At 70.5% G+C, this 16,330-nt stretch carries 10 protein-coding genes; 4 read left to right on the top strand and 6 right to left on the bottom strand.

The annotated features are described in order from the left end of the window. Positions 1-710: 710 nt before the first annotated feature. The 4 genes from UA74_RS32275 to UA74_RS21410 form a co-directional block, all read right to left on the bottom strand. A complete protein-coding gene (locus UA74_RS32275; protein WP_157434358.1) occupies positions 711-1,358 on the bottom strand; it encodes a hypothetical protein in 648 nt (215 codons plus the stop codon). A 13-nt stretch (positions 1,359-1,371) separates the two neighbouring features. Further along, a complete protein-coding gene (locus UA74_RS21420; RefSeq protein WP_075741857.1) occupies positions 1,372-2,160 on the bottom strand; it encodes an ABC transporter ATP-binding protein in 789 nt (262 codons plus the stop codon). Further along, positions 2,157-3,248, bottom strand: a complete 1,092-nt coding sequence (locus UA74_RS21415) for a FecCD family ABC transporter permease (protein WP_404799947.1) — start codon at positions 3,246-3,248, stop codon at positions 2,157-2,159. Before UA74_RS21415 ends, UA74_RS21420 begins: the two co-directional genes overlap by 4 nt. A 513-nt stretch (positions 3,249-3,761) precedes the next feature. Then, positions 3,762-4,748 carry an ABC transporter substrate-binding protein gene (locus UA74_RS21410; protein WP_318533263.1) on the bottom strand — a complete coding sequence of 329 codons (987 nt, stop codon included), beginning with the start codon at positions 4,746-4,748 and terminating at the stop codon, positions 3,762-3,764. Positions 4,749-5,259: 511 nt separating this feature from the next. On the opposite strand from UA74_RS21410, the gene gltB reads away from it, so the two are divergent. Together gltB and UA74_RS21400 are read left to right on the top strand one after the other, a co-directional pair. Then, positions 5,260-9,903 carry a glutamate synthase large subunit gene (gene gltB, locus UA74_RS21405; protein WP_075765306.1) on the top strand — a complete coding sequence of 1,548 codons (4,644 nt, stop codon included), beginning with the start codon at positions 5,260-5,262 and terminating at the stop codon, positions 9,901-9,903. Continuing rightward, positions 9,896-11,401 (top strand): glutamate synthase subunit beta, encoded by a 1,506-nt coding sequence (locus tag UA74_RS21400; RefSeq protein ID WP_075741854.1) that lies wholly within the window; start codon positions 9,896-9,898, stop codon positions 11,399-11,401. The genes gltB and UA74_RS21400 overlap by 8 nt, the downstream gene beginning before the upstream one ends. Positions 11,402-11,461: 60 nt before the next feature. Here the strand turns inward: UA74_RS21400 and UA74_RS21395 are convergent, their stop codons facing one another. After that, positions 11,462-12,304 carry a siderophore-interacting protein gene (locus tag UA74_RS21395; RefSeq protein ID WP_075765304.1) on the bottom strand — a complete coding sequence of 281 codons (843 nt, stop codon included), beginning with the start codon at positions 12,302-12,304 and terminating at the stop codon, positions 11,462-11,464. A 369-nt stretch (positions 12,305-12,673) separates the two neighbouring features. Here UA74_RS21395 and UA74_RS21390 point away from each other — a divergent pair, with 369 nt between their 5' ends. Next, on the top strand, positions 12,674-14,059 hold the full coding sequence (locus UA74_RS21390; protein WP_075744066.1) for a M28 family peptidase: 1,386 nt from the start codon (positions 12,674-12,676) through the stop codon (positions 14,057-14,059). A gap of 138 nt (positions 14,060-14,197) precedes the next feature. Here the strand turns inward: UA74_RS21390 and UA74_RS32270 are convergent, their stop codons facing one another. Beyond that, complete coding sequence (locus UA74_RS32270) at positions 14,198-14,638, bottom strand: VanZ family protein (protein WP_232237360.1); 441 nt, start codon at positions 14,636-14,638, stop codon at positions 14,198-14,200. Between the two features lie 234 nt (positions 14,639-14,872). On the opposite strand from UA74_RS32270, the gene pyk reads away from it, so the two are divergent. Continuing rightward, positions 14,873-16,297 (top strand): pyruvate kinase, encoded by a 1,425-nt coding sequence (pyk, locus tag UA74_RS21380; RefSeq protein ID WP_075741851.1) that lies wholly within the window; start codon positions 14,873-14,875, stop codon positions 16,295-16,297. Positions 16,298-16,330: the final 33 nt, after the last annotated feature.

The following is a 16,330-nucleotide window of genomic DNA, read 5'->3' as shown; positions in this document are numbered from 1 at the left end:
GCGTGTGGCGGCGGACTCCACGCCTCATCCGACCTCCTTGACGTGCACGCGGTCCGCGACGCTTTCCCGTGACCCGACGAAGGTGACAAAGCTACCGTGATGCGGAGCGTCGGTCGGCTGTTCCCTGCGTCTCGCAGGCGGCTTCGTTCCGGCTCGACCGGCGGCGGACGTCTCTGAACGGGCCGGTACGTCTCGGTGTCCCCGCGCACGCCGCGTTGCCCACCTCGCTATGACCATCTCGGCACCTGCTGTGATAGTCGTCGCAGGTCAGCGGGGCGATCGTGGTGGCGAACGAGTACCTCGGGCCACGACGTTCCTGACAGGCAGGAGATCATGGAGGGGACCGCCTCGGAGAGATGATCGCCGTCGTCTGCCGAGATCGGCCGCGGACGCGGCAGGCACGCTGATGCGCCTCGGTTTCGAGGCTCGAGCGCCTCGATGCCTCTCGTGGGCAGGGTGCGTCCGGTGACGGCGAAGCGTGGTGCCGTGTCCTGTCGAGTGGGTGTCGGCCTCGACCCGGCTCGTCGCCGCCGTGGGCGCCTTTCCCGGCCTGGGGCCGGATGGTCCTGGACCCTGCGTGGCCGGAGTGTTCGTGCTGCACCCTGCGTGCTCTCTCGTCGCTGGTGGGGCCGATGACGGCAACAGCGGACAGAGATCCACTCGATCGATATCTTGCGATGATCGAACACGTGTTCGATCATCGAATCATGTCAGAACACAGCGCCTCCCACGCCGTCTCTCCCCGTCGACTTCGTACCCATGCTGTTCTCGATCGCCTCCGGCGCCGGGTCGGCTCTCGCGGTGCTCCCGCCCGTGCCGTGGCCGGGACGCGCTCCTCCCGGTTGCATCGCCTGTGTCGCCTCCTGCACGGGGCGCTGCACGATCGACTGCCGTGTCTCCGACATCGCCGAGGCGGCTCGACGCATCCGCCGCCTCCCCGCAGGCTCGACGATCTTCGTGCTCCGCAGCCGGCTGGCGGCCGCCGAGAGCCTGCGCCCGGCGGGCGGCCCGAGCCACGGCGTCACGCCGACCGCAGGCGTTCGTCGCGCGTGGCCGCCCGCCAACCTTGCGTCGGCGTGCACACGGCGTGCGTCGATATCGCTACGTCCGGTCCCCTTCGGCTCGGCCTGCGTCATGGTGGCGGTGCTGATCGACGTCCGTGCCGGTGCGGTTCGCCACCCGGTGAGGATGTCCGGGTCCACTCCCGCTCGGAAAGAGCCGGCGGTGGTCGCCGTACGGGGCCTGCCCCGCCGTCCCGGCACACGGCGCTCGTTCGTCTCGACCGAGTCCGGCACGGCGCGGGCGATCTGCTGAAACCGGGCCGAACTCCATGTTCCCGACACGACCGATGCGAGCATGGGGCACGGCCTGTCACGGCCCCGTCGTGTGACCACGGACCGGGGCGACGACTCGGCTGCCATCGGGAGCAGTCACGACGGCGACCGTGGCGTCATAGTGCGCGGCGAGCAGCGACTCGGTCAGGACGTCCTGAGGTGCGCCGTCCGCCACCACCCGCCCGTGATCCAACAGGAGCAGGCGCGTGGAGTACTGCCCCGCGAGGGTCAGATCATGCAGCGTGCTGACGACGGTGACCCCGTCCTCGATGCGCAGCCGATCCACCAGCTCCAGAAGTGCCTGCGCATGGCCGACGTCGAGGCCGGTGGTCGGCTCGTCCAGCAGGAGCAGGCGGGGTTGTTGGGCGAGCACCCTGGCGAGCACGGCCCGTTGCCGTTCTCCACCGGAGAGGGTTCGCAGCTCGCGATCAGCCAGCGACACGAGGTCCAGCCTCAGGAGCACATCGCCGACCACCGCGAGATCTCGACGGCCCTCCCTGCCCAGCGCGGGCAGGTACGGGGCGCGGCCCAGCAGTACGTAGTCGGTGACGGAGATGCCGGGAGGGATCTGGGGGATCTGCGGGGAGTAGCCGATCGCCCTGGCTCGCTCGCGAGTGGTCATCGTGTGTAGCGGGCGATCATCGACGGTCACCGAGCCCTGATGAGGCACCAGGCCGGCGACGGCTTTGAGGAGGGTCGATTTGCCTGCGCCGTTGGGGCCGATCACTCCGAGCCAGTCGCCCACGCCGACGGTGGCGACCGCATCGGTCAACACCGGGCCGGTCCGATAGCTCACGGTCAGGCCGGTGATGCTCAGTGCCGTCATCCTCGACTCCTCGTTCGCAGTATGAGGGCGAAGAAGGGGGCGCCTGCGAAGGCGGTGATCACTCCGATAGGCAGCTCGGCGGGGGCGACCACCGTTCGAGCCACCACGTCTGCGGCGGCCAGGAACGCGCCGCCGCCCAGAAGGGAGAGCGGCACGACCACCCGGTAACTGCTCGCCACCATCAGCCGTACCAGATGCGGCACCACGATGCCGACGAAGCCGATCAGTCCGGCCACGGACACGGCGGCGGCCGTCGCCAGCGAGGCCGCGACCAGTACGGCCAGGCGTACCCGGCCGGGTCGCACCCCGAGGGCGGTGGCCTCCTCATCGCCGACTCCGAGCAGATCCAGCAGCCGTCCGCAGGCGCACAACACCGCAGAGCAGAACACCACGTACGGCAGGACCAGCAGCACGTCGTGCCAGCCGGTCGTGCTGACCCCGCCGAGCACCCAGGCGTAGATCCGCCGTAGATCCTCGGTGTGCAGTTGCTGCACCAGCGTCTGTCCCGCCGTCAGAAAGGAGGCGACCGCGACACCAGCGAGAACGAGCGTCGCCGACCCAGCCGCCGCCGATCGGCCCAGCAGCCAGGCCAGACTGACGCCACCCAGCGAGCCGATGAAGGCCGCCAGTTGGACCGGGCCGAGGACCCAGTCTGCGGTGCTGGGCAGAACGGTGAGCGCGAGTGTGGCGCCCAGCCCGGCGCCCGCAGCCGCACCGAGCAGGTACGGGTCCGCCAGGGGATTGCGGAAGACACCCTGGAACGCGGCACCTGCCGAAGCCAACGCTGCGCCGACCAGGCAGGCGAGCACCACCCTCGGAACGCGGAGCTGCCAGAGGATGGCTGCCTCTCGTTCCGACAGCGGGGAGACGCCGCCGGTCAACTGGGCGGCGATCTCGGCGAGCACCCGTGTCGGGCCGAGGTCGACCGCGCCGATCAGCACCGAGACCGTGACCACCGCCAGCAGCGCGGCGGTGCCGACGATGAGATGTCGCGGCCGCAGTCGGGTGGGGCGAGGCAGCACGGCGACGGGCGGGGCCGAGTCGGCGGATGCGGTCCGGCGGCCCCGATGCGGGTCGGAGGTGCTCACGGCGGGCTCGGGACTCCTTCTCGGGCGGGCGGTCCGGCTGTTCGGGGACGAGAGCAGGCGGGAGGCGCTGTCGGGCGCCGCCGCCTCGATCTTCATCCGGCCGGTCGGCAGCGGCGGGCCCGAGTATGTCGGGCGCCTTGGTCGTCGGGCGCCCTGCGCGGACGGGAGCTGGTCGGTGGTGTCAGGGCCGTCCGAGCCGGTGATGACGGCTGCGGTTCGGAGGGCCAAGGCGCCACCCCCCCGCACGGACAGCCGGCGCACAGACCGCCGCCGCACAGACAGCCGTCGGCCTGACCGCCGCCGCACAGACAGCCGCGCACAGACAGCCGCCGGTCTGACAGCCGCGGACCAGACCGACGGGTGGTAGCCGGCTGTGCTCCGTCACCTGCCGCCGTCCGTCGCCTGCCGCCCTCCCGACTTCCTTGGCCTGCAATTACCGGCTCGGCACGTCGGCAGGCCTGCGGGCGGCGGTCGGCCCGCGCCCGACGCCGTCACGGCCTGGGCGGGTCGGGATCAGCCGGACTGTTCGGTGGTGCCTGCGGCCTCGGCGACGGCGTCGACGAACTCCACCACTCGAGGGCCCCAGCGGGAGGCCACGTCGTCGTCGAGCAGCACGACAGCACCCGTCTGGACTGCGGTCATCGTCTCCCAGCCGGGACGTTCGGCGATCGTCTCGGCGGACTGTCCGCAGCAGTCGACGTCGGCCAGGAAGATCAGATCGGGATTGCCGTCGACGACGAACTCGTTCGCGAGCTGTGGGTAGTCGCCGCCCCCGGCTGCCTCGTCCGCGATGTTGGTCATGCCGAACAAGCCGTAGATCTGGCCGATGAAGGTCGCCGATCCGACGCTGTAGAGGTCCTCGGTCACCTCGTGGTAGAAGCTCAGTCCTTCGGGGACCTCGGCTGCGGCCACGATCTCGTCGATCTGGTTCTCCAGGTCGGCGGCGAGGGCGCGGGCAGGCTCGGCGTGGCCGGTGGCCTCGCCGAGGGCCTCGATCTGGGCGTAGGTGTCGGACAGGTCCTCGGCGGCCGGGAGCAGCAGCACCGGCACGTCCACGGCGCCCATGCCCTCGACGAGCCCCTCGGAGTCGGCGGAGGCGACCACCAGGTCCGGATTCTGGTCGGCGACGGCCTCGGGGCTGGGAGAGAAGCCGGAGAGGTCGCTGGTCGGCGCCTCCGGCGGGTAATCCGAGTTGTCGTCGACGGCGATGACCTGATCGCCCGCGCCGATGGCGAAGAGCATCTCGGTGGCGCTGGGGCTGAGCGAGACGATCTGGACGGGCCGTCGGTCGATGGTGACCGGCGCGCCGCCTGCGACGGAGACCTCCACCGGGAAGTCGCCGTCGACCTGCTCCGCCGAGGTGTCGACGGACTCTTCGCGGCTCGCGCAGCCCGTGAGTCCCAGCACCCCCACCAGCGCCAGGAGCAGCAGCGCGGCGGGCCCGCGATGCGGGCGTCGGCGGGTGGCGCCGAGGGGCGCCTGCGGGTTCGAGTTGATCACAGCGGTTCCTCGTGCTCGGCCGACGTCGGGTAGACGGCGATCCGCAGGACCGTGGGAGACGATGATCCGGTGGACGCGTTAACCCCTGCGTCGGGAGTGTTGGCGTCGCGCTCCGGTGGTCGACCTGGCTCGTCCCCGAGACGGGGCATTACAGTTGCGGCACAGCGCCGGACTCGCACCGGACTTCGGCCATCTGGAGGCGCCTGCAGGCGGTTGACCTGCTGGCGAGCGGACCCTACCAGGCGAAACGCCTGTCGCGACGGCGCACGGTAACCTGGCTGGAAGCGCTGAAATACCAGGTGATCTGTGGTATCGGTTCAGTATGCCAAAGCGTTACCATGCATGGCGAGGATCACTTTCGAGGGTCTCGTAATTATTCACATGGCTGTTACAGTCCCATGTACTGATCGCCCATCCCAGGTTACGGGCGCATTAACCGCGGGCCACCGTCGTCCCGACCACCCACCACCGGCTTGATCCAAGCCGACAGGACGACGAGGGAGGTCTGTTCGTGATCTTCTCCGCCATCCCGGGCCCGCAGGGCCTGTACCACCCGGAGGACGAGCGCGACTCGTGCGGCGTGGCGATGGTCGCCGATGTCAAGGGACGTCGGTCCCACGACATCGTGCGCGATGCGCTCATCGCATTGGCGAATCTCGACCACCGGGGAGCTGCGGGCGCGGAGCCTAGCAGCGGGGACGGTGCGGGCATCCTGCTCCAGCTCCCGGACCGGCTGCTTCGCGCGGAGAGCGGCGTGCGGCTTCCCGAGCCTGCTGCGAGCGGCGCGCATCGTTATGTCGCGGGGATGGCCTTCCTGCCCGTGGACGAGACGGATCGTGATGCGGCGAAGGCCGTGGTGGCGGAGTTGGCGGCGGAGGAGGGACTGCGCGTCCTCGGCTGGCGGGACGTGCCGGTCGATCCCGACGGCGCGGACGTCGGTCCCAGTGCGCGCTCCTGTATGCCCCACTTCGCGATGCTCCTCGCCGAGGGCCTGCCGAACGCCGACGGCGAGCAGGCCGCCGGGCTCGAGCTGGACCGAATGGCCTTCTGCCTCCGTAAGCGCGCCGAGCGGGAGACCGTGCGAGCGGGCTGCGGGGTGTACTTCCCCTCGCTGTCCTCCCGGACCCTGGTCTACAAGGGGATGCTCACCACCGAACAGCTCCCGGCGTTCTTCCCAGACCTGCGCGATCCCCGGCTGATCAGCGCCATCGCCCTGGTGCACAGCCGGTTCTCGACCAACACCTTCCCCTCCTGGCCCCTGGCGCACCCGTTCCGCTTCGTCGCCCACAACGGCGAGATCAACACGATTCGCGGCAACCGGAACCGGATGCTTGCCAGAGAGGCGCTGCTGGCCTCCGACCACCTGGCGCGGCGACCGAACCCCGAGGGCCTGCACGCCGACGGCTCGAACCCCGATGGCGGTGACGCCGACCTGGACCGCCTGTTCCCCATCTGTGCCGAGGACGGCTCCGACTCCGCGTCCTTCGACGAGGTGCTGGAACTGCTGCACCTGACCGGGCGGAGCCTGCCGCACGCGGTGCTGATGATGATCCCGGAGGCGTGGGAGAACCACACCGGCATGGATCCGGCTCGGCGGGCGTTCTACAAGTTCCACGCCAGCCTGATGGAGCCGTGGGACGGTCCCGCGTGCGTCACCTTCAGCGACGGGACCCTGGTCGGCGCGGTGCTCGACCGCAACGGCCTGCGGCCTGCGCGCTGGTGGCGCACCGCGGACGACCGCGTCGTGCTGGCCAGCGAGGCAGGCGTGCTCGACATCGCGCCGGAGCAGGTGGTGGCCAAGGGCAGACTGCAGCCCGGCCGCATGTTCCTGATCGACACCGAGGCCGGCGTGATCGTCGACGACGACCAGGTCAAGAGCAGCCTGGCCGCCGAGCGGCCTTACGCGGAGTGGCTGCACGCGGGCATGGTGAAGCTGAACACGCTGCCCGACCGGGACCACGTCGTGCAGAGTCACGACTCGGTGGTCCGGCGACAGCTCACCTTCGGTTACACGGAGGAGGAGCTGCGGGTGCTGCTGACGCCGATGGCCGTCACCGGCGCCGAGCCGACCGGCTCGATGGGATCGGACACCCCGGTCGCGGCGCTCTCGGCGCGGTCTCGCATGCTCTACGACTACTTCGTGCAGGGCTTCGCCCAGGTCACCAACCCCCCGCTTGACGCGATCCGCGAGGAGATCGTCACGTCGGTGGCGCGGGTGATGGGGCCGGAGCACAACCTGCTCGATCCCTCGCCCGCATCGTGCAGGCACGTCGTGCTGGCTCGGCCCGTGATCGACAACGACGAGCTGGCGAAGCTGATCCATATCAACGACGACGGCGACCTCCCCGGTTTCGCCTGTAGCGTCGTCTCCGGGCTCTACGAGGTCGACGGGGGCGGCGACGCGCTGGTCCAGGCGATCGACCGGGTCCGTCGCGAGGCGAGCGCCGCCATCGCGGGCGGCGCCAGGGTCCTGGTCCTGTCCGATCGCGACTCCGATCACGCGCACGCGCCCATCCCGGCGTTGTTGCTGGTCTCGGCGGTGCACCACCACCTGGTCCGGTCCAAGGAACGCCTGCAGGTCGCGTTGGTGGTGGAGTCCGGCGATGCGCGAGAGGTGCACCACATCGCGCTGCTGCTCGGCTACGGAGCCGCTGCGGTCAACCCCTACTTGGCCTTCGAGACCATCGAGGACATGGTCTCGACGGGGGAGATCACCGGCATCGAGCCTGCCAAGGCGGTGCGCAACTACGTCCAGGCCCTGGTGAAGGGCGTCCTGAAGGTGATGTCCAAGATGGGTATCTCCACCGTGGGCGCCTACACGGCAGCGCAGGTCTTCGAAGCTGTCGGGCTGGCCGGGGACGTCGTCCGGGAGTACTTCACCGGGACGGTCTCCAAGCTGGGCGGCGTCGGGCTGGACGTACTCGCCGAGGAGGTGGCCCGCCGCCATCGGCTCGCCTACCCCGAGAATCCGACCGATCGGTCGCATCGGCGGCTGGAGGTCGGCGGCGAGTACGCCTACCGCCGCGAGGGCGAACTGCACCTGTTCAGCCCCGAGACCGTCTTTCTGCTGCAGCACGCCACCAAGACCCGTCAGATGGACGTGTACCGCAAGTACACCGCCGAGGTCGACCGGCTGGCCAAGGCAGGCGGCACGCTGCGAGGGCTGTTCCGCTTCCGCGAGGGCGAACGGCCCGCCATCCCGCTGGAGGAGGTGGAACCGGTCTCGGCCATCGTCAAGCGCTTCAACACCGGCGCGATGTCCTACGGCTCCATCTCGGCCGAGTCCCACGAGACGCTGGCGATCGCGATGAACCGGCTCGGCGGTCGGTCCAACACCGGGGAGGGCGGCGAGGAGACCGCGCGCCTCTACGACCCGGAGCGTCGGTCGGCGATCAAGCAGGTCGCGTCGGGTCGTTTCGGTGTGACCAGTGAATATCTGGTCAACTCCACGGACATCCAGATCAAGATGGCTCAGGGTGCCAAGCCCGGCGAGGGCGGGCAGCTGCCCGGCTACAAGGTCTATCCCTGGATCGCTCGCACTCGACACTCGACGCCGGGTGTCGGACTGATCTCCCCGCCGCCGCATCACGACATCTACTCGATCGAGGACCTCGCCCAGCTCATCCACGACCTGAAGAACGCCAACGAGCGGGCCAGGGTGCACGTGAAGCTCGTCAGCGAGGTCGGCGTCGGCACGGTGGCGGCGGGCGTGGCCAAGGCGCACGCCGACGTGGTGCTGATCTCCGGTCACGACGGCGGCACGGGTGCCGCGGCGTTGACCTCGCTGAAGCACGCGGGGACGCCGTGGGAGGTCGGGCTCGCCGAGACACAGCAGACGCTGCTGCTCAACGGGCTGCGCGACCGGATCACCGTGCAGGTCGACGGCGCGATGAAGACGGGCCGAGACGTGCTCGTCGCGGCGCTGCTCGGCGCCGAGGAGTACGGCTTCGCCACCGCGCCGCTGGTGGTGGCGGGGTGCGTGATGATGCGCGTCTGCCACCTGGACACCTGTCCGGTGGGTATCGCGACGCAGAATCCCGACCTGCGCAAGCGCTACACCGGCAAGCCGGAGTTCGTGGAGACCTTCTTCCAGTTCGTGGCCGAGGAGGTTCGTGAGCTGCTCGCGGAGCTCGGGTTCCGCACGCTGGACGAGGCGATCGGCCACGCCGAGATGCTCGACACCCGCGAGGCCGTGGACCACTGGAAGGCCGAGGGCCTGGATCTCACCCCGGTCTTCGCCGTCCCGGTCGGCATCGCGGACGGCACCGCCGCCTACGGAACGATGCGTCGTCGGGTTCGCGACCAGGATCACGGGCTGGACCACGCGCTGGACCGGACGTTGATCCAGCTCGCCGAGGCAGCCTTGGAGGACGCCCACGTCGTGCGGCTGGAGCTGCCGGTGCGCAACGTCAACCGGACGGTCGGCACCCTGCTCGGCTCCGAGGTGACCCGCCGGTTCGGCGGGGAAGGCCTGCCCGACGGCACCGTCACGGTGGAGCTGACCGGCTCTGCGGGCCAGTCCCTCGGGGCGTTCCTGCCGTCGGGGATCACGCTCGACCTGATCGGCGACGCGAACGACTTCGTCGGCAAGGGCCTGTCGGGCGGCCGGATCGTGGTGCGGCCGCATCCGGATGCCTCGTTCGTCGCCGAGCATCAGGTGATCGCGGGCAACGTCATCGGCTACGGCGCGACGTCGGGGGAGATCTTCCTCCGTGGACAGGTCGGCGAGCGCTTCGCCGTGCGCAACTCGGGTGCACTGCTGGTGGCCGAGGGCGTCGGCGATCACGCGTTCGAGTACATGACCGGGGGGCGGGCCGTGGTGCTCGGCGGAACCGGTCGCAACCTCGCGGCGGGGATGTCCGGCGGCATCGCGTTCGTGCTCGACCTCGATCCGAGGATGGTCAACCCGGCGATGGTCGAGTTGCAGCGGCCCAGTCCGGACGACCTGCGGTGGCTGCGCGAGATCGTGCAGCGGCATCACGAGGCCACCGGCTCGGCGGTGGCGGCGTCCCTGCTGGGCGACTGGCCGCGCCGTTCGCCAGGGTTCACCAAGGTGATGCCCGGCGACTACCAGCGTGTCCTGGAGGCGGTGCGCATCGCCCGCGCCGAGGGCCGCGACGAGGACGAGGCGATCATGGAGGCGTCCCGTGGCTGATCCACACGGCTTTCTCAAGCACGGCAGGACTGAGCCGGGCAAGCGTCCCGTCGACGAGCGGCTGGGCGACTGGCAGGAGGTCTACGCCGCGCTGCCACCGGAGCGGCGGGACGACGAGGTCCGCACCCAGGCTGCCCGGTGCATGGACTGCGGCATTCCGTTCTGTCATTCCGAGACGACGGGCTGCCCGCTGGGCAACCTGATCCCGGAGTGGAACGACCTCGTCCGGCGCGGTCAGTGGACCGAGGCGGGCGAGCGGCTGCACGCCACCAACAACTTCCCTGAGTTCACCGGCAGGCTCTGCCCCGCGCCCTGCGAGGCGGGCTGCGTGCTCGCGGTGTCGCCGCTGGCGGGCGGCGCGGTCGCGATCAAGCGCGTCGAGCAGAGCATCGCGGACGTGAACTGGGACAACGGGTCGGTGGCCGCGCAGCCCGCGACGATCTCCTCCGGCAGGAGGGTGGCCGTCGTCGGCTCGGGACCCGCAGGGCTCGCCGCAGCTCAGCAGCTCACCAGAGCCGGTCATGACGTCACCGTCTTCGAGCGGGACGACCGGCTGGGCGGCCTGCTCCGCTACGGCATTCCCGAGTTCAAGATGGAGAAGCGCGTCCTGGACCGGCGGCTGGCGCAGATGCGGGCCGAGGGCACCGGGTTCGTGACCGGATGCGAGGTCGGTGTTGACCTCACCGTCGAGCAGCTGCGCGCCGACTACGACGCGGTCGTGCTGGCCGTCGGCGCGCTGCGCGGTCGGGACGCCCCGGACATCGTCGGGCGGGAGCTGACCGGCGTGCACCTGGCGATGGAGCACTTGGTGCCTGCCAATCGGGAGTGCGAGGGCGACGGACCGACGTCGATCAGCGCCGAGGGCAGCCACGTCGTGATCATCGGCGGCGGGGACACCGGTGCCGACTGTCTGGGCACGGCGCATCGGCAGGGGGCGGCGAGCGTCCTTCAGCTCGACCAGTACCCGAAGCCGCCCACAGCGCGAGACGACGCGCGGTCGCCGTGGCCGAGCTGGCCGCTGATCCTGCGCAACTACCCGGCGCACGAGGAGGGCGGCGAGCGGCGATACGAGGTCGCCGTGGAACGCTTCATCGGCGACGAGGCCGGGCACGTCCGCGAGATCGAGCTGCGGCGGGTGAAGGTGCAGCGCGACGAACAGGGCGTGCGGCGGGTGGTGCCCGCCTCCGCCGAGGTTGATCGGCTGCCCTGCGACCTGGTGCTGCTGGCGATCGGTTTCGAGGGCGTCGAGCCGATGCCCCTGTTGGACGAGCTGGGGATCTCGCTGTCCGGCCGGGGCACCATCGGCTGCGGCTCGAACTGGGAGACCAGCGCGCCGGGAGTCTTCGTCTGCGGCGATGCCCACCGGGGTGCGTCGCTCGTGGTCTGGGCCATCGCCGAAGGCCGTTCGGTGGCCAACGCGGTCGACTCGTACCTGACCGGCGACTCGATCCTGCCGTCGCCGGTACACCCCACGGCCCTTCCGCTGGCCGTGGTCTGACGAGAGCACCGAACGGGACGTCCGACGCGCTCGGGCGTCCCGTTCACCGCTTTCGACGGCTCACGCCTCGGCGTCACCGTCGTCCTCGGCATGGTGATCATGATTGACCACGCCGCGCTTCCAGTAGCCGTCGACCTTGTAATGCCTGCGGTTGAGACCGAGGGACCGTAGATGACGGCGGATCGGCTTGAGGTCGCCGGACTCGCCCGCGACCCAGACGTAACCCGCGCCCGCAGGCGTGGTGAACGCCGAGAGCGCCTCGTGCAGTAGCTCGCGCCCGCCCGCCGCGGCGCCGCCGCGGTGCAGCCAGGTCAGTCGGGTGTCGGGCGGACGACGCAGGTCCTGCTCCTCGGCGGGGCCGTCGACCTCGACGAAGGCCTGCACCCGGGCGGTCGGGTGCAGCTCGGCGAGCTCGGCCAGGCGGCGCCCGATGGCGGGCAGCGCCGTCTCGTCGCCCGCGAGGAGATACCAGTCGAAGTCGTTCGGCACCAGGTGCGAACCGCGCGGCCCGAGTACGCCGAGGCGAGCGCCGGGGACGGCGTCGGTGGCCCAGCGTCCCGCGATGCCGTGCGGGTGCAGAACGAAGTCGATGTCCAGCTCGCCTGCCTCGGGGTCGAAGCGTCGCACCGTGTAGTCCCGGAAGATCGGCTGCGGCCCGTCCGTCGGCGGCGGGACGATGCCTCGCTCGCCGAGGGTGGGCATCGTGGGCAGTTCGGCGCCCGGCTCCGGGAAGCACAGTTTGACGTGGTCGGCGTAGTCGTTGGTCTGGAAGCCGTCGAGGTCGTCGCCCGCCAACGTGATCCGCGTGGTTCGCGGAGTGATGCGAACCACCCTGGTCACCTGGAGCAGCCGAGGCCGCAGCTCGTAACGCAGGACGCGGATCTCCTGCTGCGCGATGCCCATCGACCGGTGTCGCCTCTCCTTCGGTCTTGCCGATACGTCCCCAGGAACTAAGGGCACCCTAACATGCCCCGCCGGGGGCGATTCGCGAGCAGGCCGGTCGGTCGCCGATCGCGGCTCGCCGCCGCGCCGCAGGCGGGGACCGTCCGCCTGCGCCTTCGAACCCGCCTCCCCTGATCGGTGTCACTCCAGTGGGGAACTAACCGCTGCTCGTGAACGCAGCGATGCTTGTCAGTCGATTTCCCGCGCCGTAGATTCCAAATTTGGGCACCTGTTCGTGTGACGATGTGCCGAATTTTGGTTGATGGCTACACACGGTGACTTTTGGTCGAATTCTGCGAGCGGATCGCGCTCGGGGCGGGGAGTGGTCGGATGTCAGGACTCAAGCGCCGCGATCTCATCGGGGGAGCGGCCGCACTGGCGGCGTTCGCCATGGTCGGCGCCACCACCTCGAACGCGTTCGCCGCGCCGAGGGTGCGGCCGGGTGCGGGCTCCGCGCCGACGCTCGGGCTCGGAGACCGTGCGGTGGCGGCCTCGGTCGACGCCCGGCGAGCCCTGACCCACATCCAGCATCTCGCCGGGACCATCGGCCCTCGGATCGGCGGCACCGAGTCCGAGCACCGCGCCGCCGACTACGCCGCCGCGCGGTTCGAGGAGCTGGGTTATCAGGTCACCCGCCAGCCCTTCCCCGTCGCGGACAAGTACCTCGCCGACCTCGTCCTGCCCGACGGCGAGAGATGGCAGGCCAGCGCCTCTCCGCAGGGCGCATTCGACACGGAGGTCCAGGCCGCCGTGGTGGACGTGCGCGGCGGGGGAGTCGGGAACGACACCGACTACTCCGGTCGAGACGTCACCGGACAGTTCGCCCTGATCGACCACCGGACCGCCGACCGGGACGCTCAGGTGCGCGGCGCCGTCGAACGCGGCGCGGCAGGCGTGCTGCTGATCGCCGCGTCCGCCGATCCGGAGCGCAAGGCAGGCGCGTTCCTGCCCACCCTGGCGGCGCCCGTCGGGGTGCCGGTGCTCGGTCTCGGCCAGGCCCACGGCGAGTGGCTGCGTCGACGGCTGGTCGCCGGGCCGGTGCGCCTGCGGGTGATCGTCACGGCGCACACCGGTCTCACCTCGTACAACGTGCTCGCGGAACGACCTGCCTCCCTTCCCGCCGGAGACGAGGTCGTCATGGTGGGCGCGCACTACGACTCGGTGCCCGGTTCGCCCGGCGCCAACGACGACGCCAGCGGCTCGGCGCTCTGCCTGGAACTGGCTCGCGTCCTGCGGCGCCTGCCGACCCAGAAGGCGCTGCGGTTCGCGCTCTGGGGCTCGGAGGAGCAGGGTTTGATCGGCTCCCGCTACTACGTGAACCAGCTCGACGACCATGCCGCAGGTCGGATCGCCGCGTGCTTCCAGAACGACATGGTCGCCACCAGCCACCCGCCTGCGGACCTGTACTGGCTCTTATCCGTCGACGGCGCGGACAACCTCGCCACCGCCACGGTCGCCCAGGCCGCGTCCCGACTGGGCTACCTGGCCGACGTCGCGGGCCCCACGGCGCGCGGCGGCAGCGACCACGTCCCGTTCCACGAGCGCGGGATCGCGGCGGCCAACTTCAGCTGGCGAGGGGAGGCGGGACCGCACCTGCTGGAGCCCGTCTATCACACGCCGGAGGACACCGTGGCGGGCAACGTCAGCAACGAACGGCTGCAGGTCTCCCTCGAACTGGTCGGTTCGGCCGTGTACGAGGTGGCCAGGGCGCGCTGAGCGGTGTGAGCGGGCCTCGTCGCATGGCGGGGCCCGGTCCGCCGTCAACCGCCGAGGCCCGACGTCGGTGCCGAGGACGATCCGGCTCGACCAGAGGGAGTCTCCTGGCGTCGGACTCCCGGCGCTGCTCCTGCCGCCTCAGGAGGCCGCGTTCAGATCCCGGCTCGGGGCTTCGGCGACGGTCGCCGAGGCTTCCGCCGGGGCGGCCGACGCCTGCGACGGGTCGGCACGGGACGCCGAGGAGCGACGCGAAGCGAGCCGCCCGCCGAACCGGACGAGTCCCCAGCCGATGCCGAGCCCGACGAGGTCGGCGAGCACGTCCCATGGATCGCCGCTGCGGCCCAGCGGGAGGACGGCCTGAAGCACCTCGGTGAGGCAGGCATAGCCGACGAGGCCGAGCGACAGCGGCAGCCGGGAGACGGCCGCCAGGAGCCCGGTCACCGCCAGCATGGCGAACACCGCCCCGTGGACCACCTTGTCCGTGCCGGGCGGCGCCGAGGGCACCCCGCCCGCGGGCATGAAGAACACCACGAGGCTGATCAGCACGGCGAGGGGGAAGAGCAGCTGCCGGAGCGACACGCGAGCAGTCTCGCACGCCGGCCGCAACCGGCCGGGCCGCGCGCCGGGCCGGTTGCGCCGTCGCTGCGAGTCGCGGATCACCCACTCCGCGCAGGTGAGCGGCTCGCCCAGGCTGCCCTGGGTGGGCAGACCGGTCACTCCCGGTGCTCGAACGACTGATCGACTGCAGAATGAGACAACTTTTCTGCCGCGTGGGGCAGAATCGGTCCAGTGGGCGGACTACGCTGACCAGACGTGAGTCGACGTGCGAAGATCGTTTGTACGCTGGGCCCTGCCACCGCGACCCCGGAGAAGATCCGGGACCTCGTTCGTGCGGGCATGGATGTCGCCCGGATGAATTTCAGTCATGGCGAGCACGCGGAGCACAAGCGCGTGTACGAGCTGGTCCGTGAAGCCGCCCGGGAGTCCGGACGCGCCGTGGGAGTGCTCGCCGATCTCCAGGGACCCAAGATCCGACTCGGTCGGTTCGCGGGCGGCCCGGTGGAGTGGGAGACGGGCAAGACGGTGCGCGTGACCGTCGAGGACGTGGTGGGAACCCACGACCGCGTGTCCACCACCTACAAGGGGCTGGCCGACGACGCGAAGGTGGGCGATCGTCTGCTGGTCGACGACGGCAAGGTCGGCCTGGTGGTCACGGCCGTCGAGGGGTCGGACGTCGTCTGCGAGGTGACCGAGGGCGGCCCCGTCAGTGACAACAAGGGCCTCTCGCTGCCCGGCATGGACGTCAGCGTCCCGGCGCTCTCCGAGAAGGACATCGCGGACCTCGAGTTCGCGCTCTCGCTCGAAGTCGACTTCATCGCGCTGTCCTTCGTCCGCTCGCCTGCCGACATCGACCTGGCCCATCAGGTAATGGACCGCGTGGGCAGCCGCAGACTCCCCGTCGTGGCGAAGCTGGAGAAGCCGGAGGCGGTGGAGAACCTGGAGGCCATCGTGCTGGCCTTCGACGGCGTGATGGTCGCCAGAGGCGACCTGGGCGTCGAACTGCCCCTGGAGCAGGTGCCGCTCGTGCAGAAGCGGGCGATCCAGATCGCCAGGGAGAACGCCAAGCCGGTCATCGTGGCCACCCAGATGCTCGAATCGATGATCAACAACTCCAGGCCGACCCGCGCCGAGACCTCGGACGTGGCCAACGCCGTGCTCGACGGCACCGACGCGGTGATGCTGTCCGGCGAGACCAGCGTCGGGCGCTATCCGGTCGAGACCGTCCTGACCATGGCCCGCATCATCGAGGCGGTGGAGACCGAGACGACCGTGGTCCCGCCGCTGACCCACGTTCCGAGGACCAAGCGGGGCGTCATCTCCTACGCGGCCCGCGACGTGGGCGAGCGGCTCAACGCCAAGGCGCTGGTCGCCTTCACCCAGTCCGGCGACACGGTGCGCCGAGTGGCCCGGCTGCACACCTCGCTGCCCCTGCTGGCCTTCACCCCGGAGCCGGAGGTGCTCAGGCAGCTGTCCATGACCTGGGGCACCGAGACGTTCCTGGTGGACAAGGTCGACTCCACCGACCGCATGGTGGAGCAGGTCGACCTGGCGATGCTCTCGATGGGTCGTTACCAGCGCGGCGACCTGGTCGTCATCGTCGCGGGCTCGCCTCCCGGCACGGTCGGCTCCACCAATCTGATCCGTGTTCACCGGCTCGGTGAGGACGACCACGCCTGAGCCCTTCCGGGCCCGCCCCGCCGTCTCGCGGGG

This window comes from Actinoalloteichus fjordicus (assembly GCF_001941625.1).
Classification (GTDB): domain Bacteria; phylum Actinomycetota; class Actinomycetes; order Mycobacteriales; family Pseudonocardiaceae; genus Actinoalloteichus_A; species Actinoalloteichus_A fjordicus.
The sequence above is the reverse complement of the archived record's forward strand: the minus strand, read 5'-3'. Positions and strand labels throughout refer to the sequence as shown.